Genomic DNA, 17,964 nt, shown 5'->3' on the forward strand with positions numbered 1-17,964 from the left:
GGGGGTGACGATGGAGCGCGTGGTCAGCGTGGCGGCAGAGCGAAGGGATCGTCGCCGCGCGCCTTCGATTCGGTCAGCAATTCGTCGCTGCGCGACGGCCGCTGCTGCGTCGTCGGGTCGAGCAGTTCGGCCGGGGTCGGCGTCGCGGTCGCGCCATAGGGCGCGGGCGGCAGCGACGCATTCTCGCGCGGGCGCAGGTCGCTGCGCTGGCCACAGCCGGCGAGGGCCAGCGTGACGACGGCGAGGGCGAGCGCGCGGCTCACCCCTGCCCCCGCGCGGCGGCGATGGCTTCGCGGACCCGATCGGGCGCGGTGCCGCCGAAGCTCTTGCGGCTGGCGACCGAGGCATCGACGCTCAGCACGTCGAAGATGCCGGCATGGATGCGGTCGTCGATGCCGGTCAGGTCGTCGATGGTCAGGCCGTCCAAGCGACAGCCCTTTTCCTCAGCCAGCTTGACCGCGCGGCCGGTGATGTGATGCGCCTCGCGGAACGGCACGCCCGCTTCGCGCACCAGCCAGTCGGCCAGATCGGTCGCGGTCGAAAAGCCGGTTTCGGCCGCCGCGCGCATGCGATCGGGGCGGAAGGTCGCGCTTTCGACCATGCCGGTCATCGCCGCGATCGACAGCGCCAGCAGATCGGTCGCCTCGAACACCGGCGGCTTGTCGTCCTGCATGTCCTTGGAATAGGCGAGCGGCAGGCCCTTCATCGTCACCATCAGCGACGTCATGCAGCCCATGATCCGCCCGCTATGCCCGCGCACCAGCTCGGCGGCGTCGGGGTTGCGCTTTTGCGGCATGATCGAGCTGCCGGTCGACCATTGGTCGCTCAAGGACACGAAGCCGAACATCTGCGACGCCCAGATCACGAACTCTTCCGCCAGGCGCGACAGGTGCAGGGAGCATTGTACGGCGGCGGTCAGATATTCGATCGCGAAGTCGCGGTCGGACACCGAATCAAGCGAATTAACCGTCGGCCCGGCAAAGCCCAGCGCCTTGGCCGTCGCATGGCGATCGAGCGGGAAGCCGGTCCCGGCCAGCGCCGCCGATCCGAGCGGGTTGTAGTTGAGCCGCGCGCGGCAATCGGCAAAGCGCCCGCGATCGCGCGCGATCATGCTGTGATAGGCCATCAGGTGATGGCCGAGCGTTACCGGCTGCGCGACCTGAAGGTGCGTGAAGCCGGGCATGACGGTGGCGGCATGTTCCTCGGCGCGCACCAGCAGCGCGGCCTGCAACTGGCCCAGCGCCGCATCGACCGCATCGATCGCATCGCGGGTCCACAGGCGGAAATCGGTCGCGACCTGATCGTTGCGCGAGCGCGCGGTATGCAGCCGCCCGGCGACCGGACCGATCTTTTCGGCCAGCCGCGCCTCGGTCAGCATGTGAATATCTTCGAGCGTCAGATCGTCGGGCACGCCCTGTTCGGCATAGTCCGCCGCGACCGCGTCCAGTCCGTCGAGGATCTTCGCGACATCGGCCTGGTCGACGATGCCCTGCGCGCCCAGCATCGTTGCGTGCGCCTTGGACCCGGCGATATCCTGTCGCCACATCCGCTTGTCGAAGGGGATCGAGGCGTTTATCTCACGCATCACCGCCGACGGGCCTTCGGCGAAGCGCCCGCCCCACATGCTGTTGGAGCCTTCCATGCGCCCGGTAATCGCGCTTCTCCTTGGACTGAGCCTGTTCGTCGGCGCTTGCGATAAGCGAGCGGCCGCGCCGGAGCAAGCGGCTGCGGAAGGCGACGGCACCGTGCCCGACGTCGATACGCCCGCCAACGACGCCGCGCCCGAAGCGGCGGGCAAGATCGACCGCAGCCACAAGGGCGAGGCGATGCCGGCGTTCGCCTTTCAGGACGGCGCAGGCAAGCCGGTGACACTGGCCGATTTTCGGGGGAAGCCGGTGCTGATGAACCTGTGGGCGACGTGGTGCGCGCCGTGCGTGCGCGAGATGCCGACGCTGGATGCGCTGGCGGCGCGGGAGAAGGCGTCGCTGCACGTGCTGACCGTGTCGCAGGACATGGAGCCCGGGAAGGTGCAGCCGTTCCTGACCGAGCGAAAGCTGGCGAACCTGGTTGCCTATCGTGATCCGGAGCTGCAATTCTCGACCGGCATGGGCGTCAGCCTGCCGACGACGATCCTGTATGATGCGTCGGGCAAGGAATTGTGGCGGGTCACCGGGGGGATGGACTGGGCCGGGGCGAACGCGGCGAAGCTGATCGGCGAGGCACGAGGGTAAGCTACCGGCCTATCTCGTCACCCCGGACTTGACCCGGGGCCCCGCTTTCTACTGACCGCCGCAACAGAAGAAGCGGGACCCCGGATCAAGTCCGGGGTGACGGTTAGAGGGCGGCTTGCTCACCGATCCGGCGCACGTTCTGCGGGCGGCACCCCTGCCCCCTCGCCCGGTGCGTCGTCGTCGAAATTCTCGCCCTGTGCGCCGCCGCCGGCATTGGCGCCGCTGCCATGGACCTCGCCATCGGGGCCGATCGAGGCGCGGTGGCCGGCCTCGGGCGGGATTTCGCGGCCGTCGTCGGATGGCACGAAGCCGGGAGCACCGGCTTCGGCGGCGGCCTGTCGTGCCTGCCGCTCGCGGTCATATTCCTGGCCCGAATAGCCAATCGGGTTGTCGAAGGCGTTGAGCGGCTCGGTCCGCTTCGGATCGACCTGGGGATGCGCGGGGGTGTCGGCCATGGTGGTTCTCCTTGGCCAATATAACCGCTGCGGGTCAGCCGGCGTTCCCCGGCTCGTCCCGCGGTTCGAACCGGTTGCGCAGGCGCAGGCCGATGAACAGCATCGTCGGCCAGAACATCGTGTTGACGATATCGAGCAGCGTATCGTCCCAGCGCCACGACCCGTAATGCAGCCGGTCGAGCACCTCGTTGGCCAGTTCGGCCAGCGCCACCACCGCCAGCGGCACCGGTGTCGACAGGCGATACCCGGTCAGCACGCGGGTGGTCAGCAGCACCGCCATGCCGGCATGGACGTGCAACAGGCTGTCCGCCATGCCGGTGCCATCGCCGATTTCCTGAATCAGCTGTGCGTATAATGCGGGAATATCCATGCGGCTACGCGATGGACCAGCGTCGCGCGTACCTCAAGCGGCATCAGTCGCGGTTGAGCCAGACGGTGATTTCGGGATCGAGCACCGCCATCACGAAATAGGCCCCGGCCTGCTTCGTCCGCGTCCACCAGCCGGCGCGCGCGCGGTTCAATTCGCGCGTCACCCGCTGCGACTGCGCGACCTCCCGGTCCATATAGGCGCGCAGATGGGCAGCGAAGGCGGCATCCTCGACCCGCAGCATCAGTTCCATGTTCAGGAACATCGAACGCATGTCGAAATTGGCCGATCCGATATGCACCGCATCGTCGGCGACAAACAATTTGGTGTGCAGCTTGGTCGGGCGATATTCATAGAGTTCGGCGCCATGGCGCAGCAGGCTGCGATAGGTGAAGCGCGCCGCCAGCAGCGCGATGGCATGATCGGTCTTGGCCGGCACCACGATGCGCAGCCGCGTCCGCCGCGCCGCCCGGTCCAGCCGGCGGGTCATCAGCGGGCCGGGCGCGAAATAGGCGGCGATCATGTCGATCCGCTCGCTATGGCGGATTTCGTACTTCACCATTCGCGCCCAGGGCGACAGCCGCCGCGACGGCCCGCCGAGCAGCCAGCGGATCGGGCCGCTATCCTCGCTCCATTCGTTCAGCAGGCGCGACAATTTGCGAAGCGGCGCGCCGGGCAGCGCGGTCCATGCCTTCAGCGCATCAAAATAACCGGCCAGCCGCCCGGCGGCGGGACCTTCGACGATCAGCCCCAGGTCGCGCCACGCCTGATCCTCGATAGTGCCGAAATAGGCGTCCTCGATATTGAAACCGCCGACGATCACCCGTGCGTCGTCGGCCAGCGCCAGCTTCTGGTGATTGCGCAGCAGATAGCGCCGGCCGATGCGCGGCACGAACACGCAGACATCGCCGCCCGCCGCGCGCAGCGGTTCGAAGAAACGGCGATTGGCTGCCGCCTCCGCACCCAGCCCGTCGACGATCAGCGACACCTGTACCCCGCGCCTGGCGGCATCGACCAGCGCATCGCGGACGCGGACGCCGGACGCATCCTCTTCCCAGATATAGAACAGGAAGCGCAGCGAATGGCGCGCGCCGTCGATCAGCGCCAGCAGCGCGGACAGCCGCTCCGGCCCTTCCGTCAACAGCGTCAGCCGGTTTCCGGCGACGGTGAAGGTCGGCTCCTGGCCGTCGTGCATGCCCGCTCCCATCCGTTGCCATGGCGTAACGGCCGGGCGGCACCCAAGTTTCATTGACTTTCCGCCCGTCCCCGCGTAGGCAGCGGGCTTTCCGATACCCTCCGTTTTGCAAGGAAGGCGTTTCATGGCGCGCGTCACCGTCGAGGATTGCGTCGACAAGATCCCCAACCGTTTCGACCTGGTGTTGATGGCCGCCCAGCGCGCCCGCCAGATTTCGGGCGGTGCCGAACTCACCCTCGATCGCGACCGCGACAAGAACCCGGTCGTGGCGCTGCGTGAAATCGCCGAGGAAAACATCACGCCGGACCATCTGCGCGAGGCGGTGATCACCTCGATGCAGAAGGTGCAGATCGACGATGAGGAAGCACCGGACGAACTGGGCTCGCTGGCCGCATCGGCAGAGGCGCTCCGCCTCACCGCCGCCGCCCCGCCGCGCAACCAGAATGTCGGTGGGGATTATGACGGCTGAGGCTGTCGGGTCTTTCTGATGCGAAGAGGGCGGTCCTGCGGGGCCGCCCTTTTGCTATGCGGTCGAACGGATGCTGGTGCGATAGGCGTCGGCCAGCGACATGCCCGAGTCACCGGCGCGATAGCCGGCGAGCAACGCGTCGCGCCGTTGTTCGGGCGTGCCGTGAAAACTCGGATTGTTGAAATCATAGCTGCCGAATTCGAACATCGTCGCAGCGGACGATGCCAGATCGACGCTCAACCGCCGCCCCTGTCGCTTGCCCGCTTCGCAGGCGAGCGACCATCCGGCAAGAAAATCGGCTTCCAGTTCGATTTCGGGGCATTTGCCGCCACGACGCTGGCGGAACTGGTAGGCATGGGCATATTCGTGCGCGACGATGACCATGATCGCGGCGAACGCCGCGTTGCCGCGCTGGAGTTGCTGAGCCAGCAGGCGGCGACCGAACACCACCGTCCCGTCGACATCGGCGCGGTTGCCGAACAAGGGAAACGGCGTGGCGAACGCATTGGGGCTTTTGCCGTCGTCGAAGAAGCCGAAGCGCGGCTTCACCCCGAACCAGTCCTCGCCCGCGAACGAGCACTGCGCAAAATATCGCTCCAGCACGAGCGCGGCACGCGATGCCGCCTCGTCATCGGGGTCGGCGTCCAGGTCCTCGCTGATCCGCCATTGTTGAGCGAATTGCCGCGCTTCCGCCAGGTTCATGCCGCAGCCACCGACCGGCACGTCGACCCGCGTCGTGGGTGCCGCACCCGCACCGCTGTTCGGCCATTGCGCATGCACCGCGCATCCCAGTCCCGATCCGCATAGGGCAAGCCCGCCGACGACTGTCCGCCGCGCGATCATCGCCGCCGCTCCACGCGGAACTGCACGCTGGCCGCGCCGGAACGCGGGCTCTGGCGCGCCTCGACGGTGACCTTCGTCATGGTTCGCGACAGCCACAATTCCCACAGAAAGGTCACGCCGCGCGCGGTCGGGGACCGCATGTCGGCCAGCGGACCGGACGGCGAATCCAGACCATGCCAGGCGCACCATCGCAGCTTGTCCGCCATCGTGCGGGCGGTGGCATTGGCGGTCGCGGTGTCGGCAACCGCCCATTTGCAAGCGAATTCCAGATCCTGTTCGGTCCAGGGCCGGATGCTGCATTCATCGGCGCCTGGCAGAGTGATGAGCGAGACCCATTCGTCGTCATCGGTGCGCCACGCGCCCTTGATCGGCGCGAAACCCTGCCCGCTGGCGGCGACGATGCCGAAAATGTCGCGGCAATAGGGATCGGCTCGGACGCGGTCGGCGTCGCTCCCCGCCTGCCCCGCCATGGCGACCATGCCCACAAGCGCCCACCAGCCCATCGAGCAACCTCCCCCGAAGCCGTCGCCATCCTATCGGACGGCTAGGGGATCGTCCATCATTCGTCGGACGGACGTTTTGTCGATTCTTCGCTCTCCCGCCGCCCCTTGAAGTTCGTCGCAATGACGTACCATTCCGACGAATCCTTGCGGCTGGCCGGGGGCTTGGCGTGCTTCACCGTCTGGAAATTGCGCTTCAGCTCCGCGACCAGTTCGTTGTCGGCACCGCCCGCCAGTACCTTCGCCACGAAATCGCCGCCGGGACGCAGCACTTCGCAGGCGAACATCACCGCCGCCTCGACCAGCGCCATGGTGCGCAGGTGATCGGTCTGCGGATGGCCGACCGTATTGGCCGCCATGTCGGAGAGGACGAGGTCCGCCTCGCCGCCCAATTCCTCGCGCAGGCGGTCGGGCGCATGATCGGCGAGGAAGTCCATCTGCAGGATCGTCACGCCATCGATTGGATCGACCGGCAACAGGTCGATGCCGACCACGGTGCATTCCGGCCGCACCTTGCGCACGACCTGGGTCCAGCCGCCCGGCGCGATGCCGAGGTCGACGACGCGCTTGACGCCGCGCAGCAGCTTGAAGCGTTCGTCCAGCTCGATCAGCTTGTACGCCGCGCGGCTGCGATAGCCTTCCGCGCGTGCTTTCTTCACATAGGGGTCGTTGAGCTGACGCTCCAGCCAGCGCGTCGACTGGGCCGAGCGCGAGCGGGCGGTGCGTACACGTTGGCGTCCGGGGGGGCTTCCGCGGGTCATCGGGTTCCTGCCATCAATCGGCGCAGGATTCCTTCGCGAATCCCACGGTCGGCGACCCCTAGCCGCTCGGCGGGCCAGAGCGCCAGAATCGTTTCGAGGATCGCGCAACCCGCGACCACCAGATCGGCGCGTTCGCTGCCGATGCACGGCACCGTGCCGCGTTCGGCCAGGCTCATGCCGGCCAGCCGCTGGCTGACCGCCAGCATCGATTCGGCCGGCACGATCAGCCCGTCGATCTGCGAGCGGTCATAGGATGCGAGGCCGAGATGCACGCTGGCGAGCGTCGTCACCGTCCCGCTGGTGCCGAGCAGCCGGCGCGGCTCGGTCGTCTGCGGCAGCCGCTTGGCGAACGGTGCGAAGCTTTCGGTCACGCAGGCGCGCATCCGGGCATAGGCGCCCGACGCCATCGGTGCTTCCTTGCCCGCGCCCAGGCTCTCGGTCAGCGACACCACGCCCCAGGGTGCGGAATGCCAGTCGAGCACGCGCGGCACCGGGCCCGATGCGTCGAGCAGCACCAGCTCGGTCGATCCACCGCCGATGTCGAACACCAAAGCCGGCCCGTCCCCCGGTTCGAGCAAGGCATGGCAGCCGAGCACCGCGAGGCGCGCCTCCTCCTCCGCCGTGATGATGTCGAGGTGGATGCCGGTTTCCTCCAGCACCCGTTCGACAAAGGCCGGACCGTTGCTGGCGCGGCGGCATGCCTCGGTCGCGACCGATCGGGCGAGCGTCACGTCGCGGCGCTTGAGCTTCTCGGCGCAGATTTTCAGCGCGGCGACGGTCCGATCCATCGCCGCGTCGGACAGGCGGCCGGTAGCGGCCAGCCCCTCGCCCAGCCGGACGATGCGCGAAAACGCATCGACCACGGCAAAGCCGTCGCCCTGCGGCCGGGCGATCAGCAGCCGGCAGTTGTTGGTGCCAAGGTCGAGCGCGGCGTAATGACGCGCACCCGGCCAGCGCGGCCGCGCCGGCGAAGAGGCTGCCTTTCGAGGAGCGCCACGCGCCCCCCGGTGCGGCAACCGGGCGGAGAGATCCCCCATGCCGTCACTCACTTATGTTCTATCCGTCACGGCCGAACGCCGCTCGGTGCTTGGCCATCAACCTAGCGAAGCCCGCCGTCCGCGACAAGGCATTGCGACGAATCGAACGATTCGGCGTTGACATGGCAAAACAGCCGGCCTATCGGACCGCCCTCGCTGCGGTGCTGCCCTGTCGTCTAAAGGTAAGACCACGGACTCTGACTCCGTTAATTGAGGTTCGAATCCTCACGGGGCATCCAGCGACCTTCCCTCCGATCCGATCTTTCCGGTGACGTCCGACCGCCTCCCGGTCGCGTGACGGCCGCGTCCGTTGCCCTTCAGCCATGACGGGAATTGCATGACTACCAAAGTCTATCTGTCGGCCGACCGCCTGCTGGAGGATTCGTTCCGCCTGGCCAATCTGGTCTTCGACGCCGGGTTCCACCCGACCCATATCGTCGGCATCTGGCGCGGCGGTGCGCCGGTCGGGATCGCGGTGCAGGAACTGCTGGAATATCGCGGGGTGCACAGCGACCATATCGCGATCCGTACCGCTTCCTATAGCGGCATCGACCGGCAGGATGCCGAGGTCCGGGTCTATGGTCTCGGTTATCTGGTCGATGTGCTGACGCCCGACGATCGCCTGCTGCTGATCGACGATGTGTTCGATTCAGGCCGGTCGATCCGGGCGGTGCTGGCCGAATTGCGCGAACGTTGCGGCGATGCCCTGCCCGGCGCGGTGAAGGTCGCGACGGTCTATTACAAGCCGGCGCGCAACGTGACCGACCTGGCACCCGACTTCTTCGTGCACCAGACGAACGACTGGCTGATCTTTCCGCATGAGATCAACGGGTTGAGCGAAGACGAGATTCGCGCCTACAAGCATGGGGCGGACATCATCCTGCGCTGAGCGGGCGCCGCCGGTCAGGCGGCGGCGGCTCCATGCCAGTCGATCCAGTGGCCATAGGCGTGGCAAGTCGCCAGATGCCGGGCCCGCGCGTCGGGATAGGTGGTGAGCGTCAGGTGCACGGCGTCGCGCGCGTCGGTCCATTCGAAACCGATGCGGGCGATCGGGATATCGGCATCGGCCAGCGCGGCCGCGACCGTCGCGCGGGTGGCCGCTCCCCAATATTGCTGCGACATGGCGTGGACGACCACGCGGCACACGCCCGGCGGCGCGGACCGGGCCAGTTCGCGCGGCAGCCAGTCGGCGATGTCGCCACGCGAGAGCATCGGCGGATGGGCATGGGCGATGGCCAGCGCGTGATGCAGCCGCTCCGCGCGGTCGGGCTGGTCGGCCCAGACATAGGCCATCAGCCGCTCCTGTGCCGCGGGATCGGTGACCGACAGCGGCCGCAGATCGACGCCGCGCGCGCCGACGATCTCGACCGGACGCGCCGACGGCGGCGGGCCGCGCCACTCGGGCGCGATACGCACCGGCGACATGGGATCGCCGATCTGCACCCCGCCCAAATTGAACTGATAGCGACCGAGATTGAGGTTGAGCCCGGCGCTGGCCCCCAGTTCGAGCAGTTCGACCGGCAGGTCGACCTCGGCCCGCAGGGTCATCAGCGCCGCCATGATCGCCGCGCTGCGGGCGACCTCGTTGGTCTGTGGCGGCTCGCGCATCCAGTCGGCGATGAAGGCGTCCGCATCGGCCAGCACCTCGCCGACCACCGCATCGAACGCGCCGGCCCGATCGGCATAGAGCGTCGACAGCGCCGGACGGTCGCCGCGTCGCGCCAGCGCGTTCAGCGCGCCGTTGAAGCGCATCGCCAAGGCATCGGCGGCCGGATCGCCCGGCCAGCCGTCGATCAGCCGCGCGGTCAGCGGCGCGCGATGCAGCTGGCGCTCGCCTGCCTCGAGGATCGCCGCGACGAAGCCGGAGCCGAGCGCACGCACGACCTCCGCCTGCCGGGCCAAGGGACCTGCCATGACGATCAGAACGCGTCCCAGTCGTCATTGGCGACCTTGAGCGGTGCCGGCTCGGGCGGGGTAACCCAGCGGCGTGGCGAGCGCTTGGGCTGCAGCGGCGTCACGTTCGTCGCCGCGCGCGGCGCGGCGGCGTCGGGCGCATCGATCGCGAAGGTCGCGACTGACGCGGCTAATGCTTCCGCCTCCGCGACCAGCTGCCGCGAGGCGGCGGAGGTCTGTTCGACCATCGCCGCATTCTGCTGCGTCATCGCGTCCATTTCGGCGATGGCGACGTTGATCTGGCCGAGGCTGGTCGCCTGATGGTCAGACTGGCGCGCGATCGCGTCGATCGACCCGCCGACACCGGCCACCCGCTCGATGATCCGCGCCAGCGCCTCGCCGGTCTGTTCGACCAGCTCGACGCCCGCGCCGACATGGGTCGATGCGGCCTTCACCTTTTCCTTCACCTCGGTCGCGGCATCGGCCGAACGCTGCGCCAGCGCGCGGACTTCGGACGCGACGACGGCAAAGCCCTTGCCCGCCTCGCCCGCGCGGGCCGCCTCGATCCCGGCGTTCAGCGCCAGCAAATTGGTCTGGAACGCGATCCCGTCGATCAGGGTGATGATCTGCGCGATCTCGTCGCTTGCCTGTTCGATGCCGTGCATCGCCGCGATCGCCTGTCGCACGACCGCGTCGCCGCGCTCCGCCTCGCCGCGGGTATCGGCCATCGCGCTGCTGGCGTCGATCGCCGCGACCGCCCCTTCGCGGATCGAGCGCGTCACCTCGTCCAGCGCCGAGGACGATTCCTGCAACGCCGCCGCCTCGCGCTCGGTCCGTTCGGCCAGGTCGCTGGCCGCCTGCGCGATCTCGCCGGAGTTGAGCTTGATCGAATCGACGCTGCCGCGCACGTCGCCCAGCACCTGGTTCAGGCTGGCCGTCGCCAGATTGAAATCGTCGGACAGCGCGCGGAACGCCGCCGGCACATCGGCCAGTCGCGCGGTCAGGTCGGCCTGCGACAGGCTGCGCAGGCCGCCGCCGATCGCGGTCATCGCCGCTTCCCGGTCGCGATCGTCGGCGATCTTCGCGACCGCCGCGTCGCGGAACACCAGCACCGCACGCGCCATGTCGCCCAGTTCGTCGGTGCGGCCGGCCGCCCCGACATCGATATCGTGCCGACCGGCGGCGAGGTCGCCCATCGCCTGGGTCAGGACGGTGATCGGCCGGGCGATCTGGCGGCTGAGCAGCATCGCCAGCGCGACGGCGATCGCGATCAGCGCGATGCCGCCGATGACCAGCGCGATCAGCGCCATGCGGATCGCGCCGCTCTGATCGTCGGCATGGGCCGCCATCGCCTCGGTCTCGGTCGCGCGCAGCGCGCGCAGCGGCAGCGCGATCTTGCTGACCAGCACCTTCTGCCCGGCGTCGCGCACTTCCTGCTGCGCGCCCTCGCGGTCGCCGGCCTTGACCTTGGCGATCAGCCGGTCGCCCCAGTTGCGCCGCCACGCCAGCGTCTCGCGCCGTGCTTCGGCCAGCTGGGCCTGTTCCGACGGGACCGTCAGCATGCTCGCCAGCTCGACCGCCGTCGCGTCGAACTCGGTGCGCCCCTCCTCATAGGATTTGAGGTAGCTGGTATCACCAGTGACCAGGAAGCCGCGAAACTGGCTGTTCTGCCTCAGGATCGCGGTCTCCAGCGTCAATGCCTTCGCATAGACGTCCTGGCTGTGGTTGTTCCGCTCGGTCGTGCGCGCGATCATCAGGATGCTGGCGAGGAACACCAGCATCACGACCGCCGCCGACGCATTGATCGCAAGGAACGACAGGCCGAGCTTGCGGGGTATCTTCATCGGGAACGTTCCGTTTGCAGCAGGACGATCATGTCAGAACCGCGACCGCAGCGTGATGCCGTAGGTGCGCGGTTCGGCGAGGTAGGAAGAGGTGATCGCATTGCCGGCCGCAAAGGCCGGCGACCCGAAGCGCGTCACCTGCGACACGCTGCCCGATCCCTGGAACGGGGCGGAGAAGGCGACCTGCTGATAATCGGTGTCGAGGATGTTCTGACCCCAGAACTCGATCGCCCAGCGCTGCTCCGGACCACGCAGGCCGATACGGGCGTTCATCAGGAAGAAGCCGTCCTGTTCCTTTTCGGCGAACAGGTCGGACCCGGTGTTATAGTCGCTCGACAGGCGGCTATCGACATAGAACAGCGCGGTCAGGTTACGGCCGACCGCCGGGGTCCACACCGCCGAATTGGTGATGGTGTGGCGCGGTGCGTTCGACATCTGGTTGCCCGGCAACAGGAACAGCGCGTTGTTCAGCGGCTCGCCCGATTCGCTGCCCACCAGGTTCCGGCGATATTGGGTATGGGCATAGGTATAGCCGATGTTGAAGGCGAGGTCGGGCGCGGGATAGGCACCGGCTTCCAGTTCGAAGCCCTGCGTCACGACACCCGCGCCGACCTTTCCGGTGCAGCGGCCGGTGTTCGGATCATTGTCGCGATCCGCACCGCCCAGCGAGTCCGCGCAGGCGCTGATATTCTGCACGATAAAGTTCGTGCCGTTGAAGGTGTTCAGCTGGAAATTGCGGAACGCCGAATGGAAGGCGGCGAGGTTCGCGGTGAACTTCGCCGAGCTGTATTTCACGCCGACTTCGAACGCCTGCACCGTTTCCGGGTCGAAGCGCAGGTTGGACGCGCTGGCGGCGGTCGGCGTCGCGAACACGGTTGCCGACAGGTCCGACCGGTCGAGATTATAGCCGCCCGCCTTGTAGCCGCGCGCATAGGACGCATAGAGCAGCGTGCTGGGCGCCGGCTTCCACGACAGCACGGTCGTCCCGGTCACCTGCCCCTCGGTCAGCGAATCACGGATCGGCACGCCGGTCAGCGCGGCGGTGGAATTGCCGGTGCAGGTCAGCGTGATGATGCCCACCGCCAGCGACCGCAGCGTCGCGTTGCTGCTGCCGAGCAACGGCCCGAGTGCCGCCTGCTGCGCCGGGCAGACGGTGTTGTTGTTCACGAAGCTGGCGTCCAGCTGCTTGGATTCATGGGTATAGCGCAGACCGCCGGTCAGGCTGAGCGTATCGGTCACCTTGAAGATATTGTGGGTGAAGAACGCATAGTTGCTGCTGGTCTGGTCATACAGGTCGCGGATGCTGCCCAGGTCATTCAACGTCGACAGCCGGTCGATGCCGCCGATGACCGTCGGCCCGACCGCCGGGGTCAGCGCGGCACGTCCGACCGCGCTGAGGCACCCCGATGCCCGCGGCGCGCGCAGGGCAGCGAGCGGGTTGATCGTCGCGACCACCCGGCAGGCGGCAAAGGCACCGAAATCGGCGCCGAAGCGCAGATTGTCGGCGACCTCCAGCTTTTCATGGGCGTAATAGCCGCCGACCATCCAGTCGAGCCGGTTGCCGAACAGCCCGCCGCTCAGCCGCGTTTCCTGGGTAAAGGTGCGGAACTCGCGATAGGCGTTGCCGTCATCGGGGCGATAGGCGATGTCGAGGCTGCCGTAATCGACATCGGCCGCACCGCCCGCCTTATATTCGCGATAGGCGGTGATGGAGATCAGCTGCAGGTTGGAGAAGGTCCAGCCGATGCGGGCCGAGCCGCCATAATCCTTGGTCACGTTCGAATAGGCACGACCGCGCGTATTGGCGATCTGGCGGTTGTACGGATCGCCGTCGCTCGGCAGCACGGCGCCGAGGCTGCGCATGATGGCGACGATGCGGTTCTGCGCGGCGGGAACATAGTCGCCTTCGACGCCCGGCGTCGGATCGAGCTTTTCTTGCGTGTTCAGATAGACCGCGCCGCAGCATTTCTCGTCGCGATAGGTATAGTCGCCGATCAGCCGGACCGAGAAATTGTCGACCGGTTTGAAGAACAGCTGCCCGCGCACGAAATAGCGGTTGCGGTCGTTGTAATCGGTGTCGTTGACGACATCGCGGTAGAAGCCGTCGCGCTTGCCGAACACGCCATCGACGCGGAACGCCAGCTTGTCCTTGACGATCGGGCCGGTCAGCGCGCCCGCCAGGCGGACCGCGTTGAAATTGCCGTACGTCGCCTCGCCATAGCCGCCGAAATCGAACGAGGGATATTTGGTGTAGATGCTGATCGCGCCGGCCGAGGAGTTACGACCCGACAGCGTGCCCTGCGGCCCGCGCAGTACCTCGATCCGCTCGACTTCGCCCAGGTCGTTCAGGCCCGAACCGGTGCGGCTGCGATAGACGCCGTCGATGAACACCGCGACCGAGCTTTCGAGGCCGGGATTGTCGCCGACCGTGCCGATGCCGCGCAGGCGGGCGGTCGCGTTCGCTTCCGATCCGGTCGACGATACGATCAGCGACGGCGACAGCTGCGCCATCTGGCGGATGTCGGTCGCGCCCGAATTTTGCAGCGCGGCGGTGCTGTAGGCGCTGACCGCGATCGGCACGTTGGACAGGCGCTGCGACCGGCGGGTCGCGGTCACCACGATATCGGCGGTGTTGGCGGACTGTTCCTCGGCTGGCTTGCCGTCGGTCTTGTCCCCGGCCGACGGCACGACACCGCGCAGGCCCTGCGCCGACACCGGCATCGCCACGGTCACACATGCGGTCGCCGCCAGCAATATCCCGCTTTTACGCATTTTACGTGTCCCCCCCCCGGACCCATCGTCCTCAGCATGAATCCTTACGGGACAGGAGGATACCAGTTGGTTAACGCCGCGATTCCCATCGGGCGTTGCCACCGGCACACCACACGTTACATCGATCGCGAAACGACAAGAGGCGGGACATGATCGTCGGCATCGACCTTGGCACCACCAACAGCGCCTGTGCCGTGTGGCAGGGCGACCAGCCCGTGATGGTTCCCAATGCGCTGGGCGAGTTTCTGACGCCGTCGGCGGTCAGCATCGGCGACGACGATGCCGTACTGGTCGGGCGCGCCGCGCGCGACCGGATGGCGACGCATCCCGACCGGACCGTCACCAGTTTCAAGCGCCGAATCGGTACCCGTGAAACCGCACGGCTGGCGAAGCGCGACTTCGATTCGGAGGCACTGTCGGCACTGGTCCTCGCCAGCCTGAAGCGCGATGCCGAGGCGTTCACCGGCGAAACGGTGACCGGCGCGGTCGTGACCGTACCCGCCTACTTCAACGATCGCCAGCGCAAGGCGACACGGCGCGCCGGCGATCTGGCCGGGCTGCCGATCAAACGCCTGATCAACGAACCGACCGCCGCCGCGCTCGCCTATGGCATTGCCGACCGCGGCGACCGCGAACCGTTCCTCGTCTTCGACCTGGGCGGGGGCACGTTCGACGTATCCATCGTCGAGATGTTCGACGGGGTGATCGAGGTGCGGGCATCGGCCGGCGACAACCGGCTGGGCGGCGACGATTTCAACGACTGCCTGATCGATCTCGCCCGCCCGGTGCTCGACCCCGATGGCGTGCTGGGCAAGCTGCCGCCCGACCGTTCGGCGGCGCTGCTGGCGCAGGCGGCGGAGCGGTGCCGGCGGGCGCTCAGCGAAGCGGACGAGGCGGAACTGACGGTAACGGTGGACGACACGGCGCTGACCGCCCCGGTCACCGCCGCTGCGTTCGAGGAGCATGCCGCCGGGCTGCTGGCGCGGATTCGCGAACCGGTGCTGCGCTCGCTGCGCGACAGCGGCATCGTCGCCGCCACCTTGTCGGAGGTGGTGCTGGTCGGCGGCGCCACGCGGATGCCGGTCGTGCGCCGGGCCGTCACCCGGATGTTCGGCCGCTTTCCCGCGGCCACGGTGCATCCCGACCATGCCGTCGCGATGGGTGCGGCGGTGCAGGCCGGGCTGCTGGCGCGCGATGCCGGGCTGGACGAAATCCGCCTGACCGATGTCTGTCCGTTCACGCTGGGCGTCGACACCAGCGAGCCGGACGGGCGCGGCGGCTTTCGCAACGGATTGTTCTCGCCGATCATCGAACGCAATTCGGCGGTGCCGATCAGCCGCGTGTCGAGCTTTTCGACCGTCGTCGACCAGCAGCGCAAGGTGAACTTCGGCATCTATCAGGGCGAAGCGCGCGAGGTGTCGGGCAACGTCAAGCTGGGCGAGGTCACCGTCCCTGTGCCGCCCCGCGCCGCCGGCACCGTTTCGATCGAATGCCGCTTCAGCTATGACAGTTCGGGGCTGCTGGAGGTCGATATTGCGGTGCCGGAAACGGGCATGACCCGCAATCTGGTGATCGTCGACGACGAGGACGCGCCCGATCCCGTCGAGCTGGAAAAGCGCCGCGCGGCGCTGGCGGCGCTCAAGGTCCATCCGCGCGACGATGCGGTCAACGCCGCGCTGCTGGCGCGTGCCCGGCGCGCCTATGAGGCGTTTCTGGGCGATACCCGCGCGGCGATCGGCCATATGCTCGGCCAGTTCGAAAGCGCGCTGGCGACACAGGACGAACGGATGATCGCACAGGCGCGGGCGGCGTTCGGCGCGGCGCTCGACCAGATCGAAGGCGAGCGGTTCTTGTGAGGCGCGGCATCTGGGCCACGCTCGACTGCGATCCGACCAGCGATCGCGGCGCAATCCGCCGCGCCTATGCCGCGCGGCTGAAGGCGATGGACGTCGATGCCGACCCCGACGCGTTCGAGGCACTGCGCGACGCTCGCGACGCTGCGCTGGCACAGGTGGCCGACCCAGTGGCGGACATGGACATAGCGGCCGTCGATCTCCCCGACGCTCCGCTCGCCCCCATGACCGAGTTCACGCTGGAGCAAGAGCCGGAGGCGGAAGTCGACGCACTGGCCGAGGCGATGAACGCGCATTTCCACGCGCTCGAGGCCTTGCTCTTCCCCGGCCACGATGCGGCACCCACCGCAGAGGAACTGGCGGAAATCGACCGTCACGGCTGCGCACTGCTGGCCGATCCGCGGCTTGAAAACCTGGATTTCGCGACGGGTGCCGAACGCTGGTTCGCGGAAACGCTGGCGGCCAGCATCCCGCGCTCCGACCCGCTGCTCGAACCGGCGGCGGCGGTGTTCGGCTGGATCGAGCGGCGGAACGACTACGCCCTGTCGGCAGAAGCGCACGCCATCGTCGAACGGATCGGCGCGACGCGATTCGCGCATCTGGTGTCGCAGCCCGACCATCGGTTCCACAAAGCCTGGCAACGCCTGTCGGGTGAGCGGGACGCGTCGTTCAAATGGTTCAATCACGATCCACGGACGGGCGAACTGCTGCAGGTCATTCGCGAACGCTATCCCGCCGCCGAACAGTGGCTGGACCCGGACAGGGTCGCCCAGTGCCGCACGCCGCCGAAGGACAATCCGCGCATTTCGCTGCGGGTGTGGATCGCGCTGATCCTGATCGTCGTCGCGGCGCGGATCGGCATGAGTTGGTGGTCGCAGCCCTCCCGTGAGCCGGATGCAAACTATATCGCGCAGACCTTGACCGGCAGGGACCTGGCCGAGTTGCAGAAGATCAATCCCGGTCTGGCGGTCGATATCGTTTTCGAAGTCGCCAACGCCAAACCGGCGGAAGGTGGCAGTGGCGAGCCGGTCACCAACAGCGCGATCATCGGCAAGCTGACCGACAAGCGGTTGCGAGCGGGCATGAGCCAGCTGCCCGACGACCTGCTGGTGCGGCTCACCCGGTTCGACCTCGCCGCGATGCGCATCCTGCAACAGCGGTCGCCCGCCGCCTGCCCGTCCGCCACTGTCGCGGTCGACCCCGCCCCGCTGCCCGAACCGCTGCGCGAGGAACAGCGCGCGCTGCTGCGCGAGGTGATCCTGCATACCAACAACTATCCGTCGCCGAATGGCGAACAGCGGTTCACCGTACCCGGTGCGATCATCGACGATGTCGCGAAGCGGACCGGATGGCCGGTGTCCCGGGTTCGGGAGGTGTTGCGCGACGACAAGGATATGGCCGCGCGCTGTACGCTGGAGATCGCGCTGCGCGAGGCGGGCCTTGCGGCACAGAACGGCATGGGGATGGAATTGCTACGCAATCTGCAGCCGTTGGTGGTGAAACAGCAGCAAACCCAGTTGCAGTAAAGATACCGATTTCAAGATAGCCCCGTTCCGATCACGGAACGGGAAATGGTGCGGTCGAGAAGACTCGAACTTCCACGGCCTTTCGGCCACAACGACCTCAACGTTGCGCGTCTACCAGTTCCGCCACGACCGCACGTGAACACCTTGGGGTCGCCCCCTTGGCTGGCAGGAGCGTGCCCCTAGCAGCGCGTTTGCGGTCGTGCAAATGCTTTTATGCA

The 17,964-nt window shown here is 67.6% G+C and carries 17 protein-coding genes and 2 tRNA genes; 6 read left to right on the forward strand and 13 right to left on the reverse strand.

Annotation, left to right across the window (positions count from 1 at the left end; all coding sequences use genetic code 11):
• Positions 1-23 precede the first annotated feature (23 nt).
• Together AVT10_RS16115 and argH are read right to left on the reverse strand one after the other, a co-directional pair.
• Positions 24-263, reverse strand: coding sequence for a lipoprotein (locus AVT10_RS16115; RefSeq protein ID WP_066693803.1), 240 nt, complete (start codon positions 261-263; stop codon positions 24-26).
• A complete protein-coding gene (gene argH, locus AVT10_RS16120) occupies positions 260-1,624 on the reverse strand; it encodes an argininosuccinate lyase (RefSeq protein ID WP_066693805.1) in 1,365 nt (454 codons plus the stop codon). The genes AVT10_RS16115 and argH overlap by 4 nt, the downstream gene beginning before the upstream one ends.
• 121 nt (positions 1,625-1,745) lie before the next feature.
• Between argH and AVT10_RS16125 the strand changes: the two genes are divergently transcribed.
• Positions 1,746-2,231, forward strand: coding sequence for a TlpA family protein disulfide reductase (locus tag AVT10_RS16125; protein ID WP_332307362.1), 486 nt, complete (start codon positions 1,746-1,748; stop codon positions 2,229-2,231).
• Between the two features lie 119 nt (positions 2,232-2,350).
• On the opposite strand, the gene AVT10_RS16130 is transcribed toward AVT10_RS16125, so the two are convergent.
• From AVT10_RS16130 to AVT10_RS16140, 3 genes are read right to left on the reverse strand one after another with little or no spacing between them, the layout of a single operon-like run.
• On the reverse strand, positions 2,351-2,686 hold the full coding sequence (locus AVT10_RS16130) for a hypothetical protein (RefSeq protein ID WP_066693809.1): 336 nt from the start codon (positions 2,684-2,686) through the stop codon (positions 2,351-2,353).
• 34 nt (positions 2,687-2,720) lie between these two features.
• Entirely contained in the window at positions 2,721-3,056 is a 336-nt protein-coding gene (locus AVT10_RS16135) for a hypothetical protein (protein WP_066693811.1), read from the reverse strand.
• 43 nt (positions 3,057-3,099) lie between these two features.
• Entirely contained in the window at positions 3,100-4,248 is a 1,149-nt protein-coding gene (locus tag AVT10_RS16140; RefSeq protein ID WP_157092800.1) for a phospholipase D-like domain-containing protein, read from the reverse strand.
• Positions 4,249-4,372: 124 nt separating this feature from the next.
• Between AVT10_RS16140 and rpoZ the strand changes: the two genes are divergently transcribed.
• A complete protein-coding gene (gene rpoZ / locus AVT10_RS16145) occupies positions 4,373-4,717 on the forward strand; it encodes a DNA-directed RNA polymerase subunit omega (RefSeq protein ID WP_066693817.1) in 345 nt (114 codons plus the stop codon).
• A 54-nt stretch (positions 4,718-4,771) separates the two neighbouring features.
• On the opposite strand, the gene AVT10_RS16150 is transcribed toward rpoZ, so the two are convergent.
• The 4 genes from AVT10_RS16150 to AVT10_RS16165 are packed head-to-tail and all read right to left on the reverse strand — an operon-like array spanning position 4,772 to position 7,858.
• Entirely contained in the window at positions 4,772-5,560 is a 789-nt protein-coding gene (locus tag AVT10_RS16150; protein ID WP_126012990.1) for a hypothetical protein, read from the reverse strand.
• A complete protein-coding gene (locus tag AVT10_RS16155) occupies positions 5,557-6,063 on the reverse strand; it encodes a hypothetical protein (protein WP_066693821.1) in 507 nt (168 codons plus the stop codon). Before AVT10_RS16155 ends, AVT10_RS16150 begins: the two co-directional genes overlap by 4 nt.
• A gap of 56 nt (positions 6,064-6,119) precedes the next feature.
• Positions 6,120-6,821 (reverse strand): RlmE family RNA methyltransferase, encoded by a 702-nt coding sequence (locus AVT10_RS16160; RefSeq protein ID WP_066693824.1) that lies wholly within the window; start codon positions 6,819-6,821, stop codon positions 6,120-6,122.
• Entirely contained in the window at positions 6,818-7,858 is a 1,041-nt protein-coding gene (locus AVT10_RS16165; RefSeq protein ID WP_066693830.1) for a Ppx/GppA phosphatase family protein, read from the reverse strand. Before AVT10_RS16165 ends, AVT10_RS16160 begins: the two co-directional genes overlap by 4 nt.
• A gap of 165 nt (positions 7,859-8,023) precedes the next feature.
• On the opposite strand from AVT10_RS16165, the gene AVT10_RS16170 reads away from it, so the two are divergent.
• A tRNA-Gln gene (locus AVT10_RS16170) sits at positions 8,024-8,097 on the forward strand.
• Positions 8,098-8,195: 98 nt separating this feature from the next.
• Positions 8,196-8,747: a phosphoribosyltransferase gene (locus AVT10_RS16175; RefSeq protein WP_066693833.1), complete on the forward strand. Its 552-nt coding sequence runs from the start codon at positions 8,196-8,198 to the stop codon at positions 8,745-8,747.
• A 14-nt stretch (positions 8,748-8,761) separates the two neighbouring features.
• On the opposite strand, the gene AVT10_RS16180 is transcribed toward AVT10_RS16175, so the two are convergent.
• Genes AVT10_RS16180 through AVT10_RS16190 form a run of 3 tightly spaced genes read right to left on the reverse strand, consistent with a single transcriptional unit; the run spans position 8,762 to position 14,367 of the window.
• Positions 8,762-9,772: a DUF2332 domain-containing protein gene (locus tag AVT10_RS16180; protein ID WP_066693835.1), complete on the reverse strand. Its 1,011-nt coding sequence runs from the start codon at positions 9,770-9,772 to the stop codon at positions 8,762-8,764.
• Between the two features lie 5 nt (positions 9,773-9,777).
• Positions 9,778-11,595, reverse strand: a complete 1,818-nt coding sequence (locus AVT10_RS16185; protein ID WP_066693837.1) for a methyl-accepting chemotaxis protein — start codon at positions 11,593-11,595, stop codon at positions 9,778-9,780.
• Between the two features lie 33 nt (positions 11,596-11,628).
• A complete protein-coding gene (locus AVT10_RS16190) occupies positions 11,629-14,367 on the reverse strand; it encodes a TonB-dependent receptor (protein WP_066693840.1) in 2,739 nt (912 codons plus the stop codon).
• A gap of 149 nt (positions 14,368-14,516) precedes the next feature.
• Here AVT10_RS16190 and AVT10_RS16195 point away from each other — a divergent pair, with 149 nt between their 5' ends.
• Complete coding sequence (locus AVT10_RS16195; RefSeq protein WP_066693842.1) at positions 14,517-16,223, forward strand: Hsp70 family protein; 1,707 nt, start codon at positions 14,517-14,519, stop codon at positions 16,221-16,223.
• On the forward strand, positions 16,220-17,746 hold the full coding sequence (locus AVT10_RS16200) for a hypothetical protein (protein ID WP_066693845.1): 1,527 nt from the start codon (positions 16,220-16,222) through the stop codon (positions 17,744-17,746). Before AVT10_RS16195 ends, AVT10_RS16200 begins: the two co-directional genes overlap by 4 nt.
• 46 nt (positions 17,747-17,792) lie before the next feature.
• Here the strand turns inward: AVT10_RS16200 and AVT10_RS16205 are convergent.
• Positions 17,793-17,879, reverse strand: a tRNA-Leu gene (locus tag AVT10_RS16205).
• Positions 17,880-17,964: the final 85 nt, after the last annotated feature.

The organism is Sphingomonas hankookensis, from assembly GCF_001619955.1.
Classification (GTDB): domain Bacteria; phylum Pseudomonadota; class Alphaproteobacteria; order Sphingomonadales; family Sphingomonadaceae; genus Sphingomonas; species Sphingomonas hankookensis_A.

Excerpts from the sequence above, each read along its gene's own strand:
- AVT10_RS16140 (WP_157092800.1), bottom strand. The coding sequence starts at position 4,248 with ATGCACGACGGCCAGGAGCCGACCTTCACCGTCGCCGGAAACCGGCTG.
- AVT10_RS16190 (WP_066693840.1), bottom strand. The coding sequence starts at position 14,367 with ATGCGTAAAAGCGGGATATTGCTGGCGGCGACCGCATGTGTGACCGTG.
- AVT10_RS16180 (WP_066693835.1), bottom strand. The coding sequence starts at position 9,772 with ATGGCAGGTCCCTTGGCCCGGCAGGCGGAGGTCGTGCGTGCGCTCGGC.
- argH (WP_066693805.1), bottom strand. The coding sequence starts at position 1,624 with ATGTGGGGCGGGCGCTTCGCCGAAGGCCCGTCGGCGGTGATGCGTGAG.
- AVT10_RS16150 (WP_126012990.1), bottom strand. The coding sequence starts at position 5,560 with ATGATCGCGCGGCGGACAGTCGTCGGCGGGCTTGCCCTATGCGGATCG.
- AVT10_RS16195 (WP_066693842.1), top strand. The coding sequence starts at position 14,517 with ATGATCGTCGGCATCGACCTTGGCACCACCAACAGCGCCTGTGCCGTG.
- rpoZ (WP_066693817.1), top strand. The coding sequence starts at position 4,373 with ATGGCGCGCGTCACCGTCGAGGATTGCGTCGACAAGATCCCCAACCGT.
- AVT10_RS16165 (WP_066693830.1), bottom strand. The coding sequence starts at position 7,858 with ATGGGGGATCTCTCCGCCCGGTTGCCGCACCGGGGGGCGCGTGGCGCT.
- AVT10_RS16130 (WP_066693809.1), bottom strand. The coding sequence starts at position 2,686 with ATGGCCGACACCCCCGCGCATCCCCAGGTCGATCCGAAGCGGACCGAG.
- AVT10_RS16155 (WP_066693821.1), bottom strand. The coding sequence starts at position 6,063 with ATGGGCTGGTGGGCGCTTGTGGGCATGGTCGCCATGGCGGGGCAGGCG.
- AVT10_RS16175 (WP_066693833.1), top strand. The coding sequence starts at position 8,196 with ATGACTACCAAAGTCTATCTGTCGGCCGACCGCCTGCTGGAGGATTCG.
- AVT10_RS16135 (WP_066693811.1), bottom strand. The coding sequence starts at position 3,056 with ATGGATATTCCCGCATTATACGCACAGCTGATTCAGGAAATCGGCGAT.
- AVT10_RS16160 (WP_066693824.1), bottom strand. The coding sequence starts at position 6,821 with ATGACCCGCGGAAGCCCCCCCGGACGCCAACGTGTACGCACCGCCCGC.
- AVT10_RS16185 (WP_066693837.1), bottom strand. The coding sequence starts at position 11,595 with ATGAAGATACCCCGCAAGCTCGGCCTGTCGTTCCTTGCGATCAATGCG.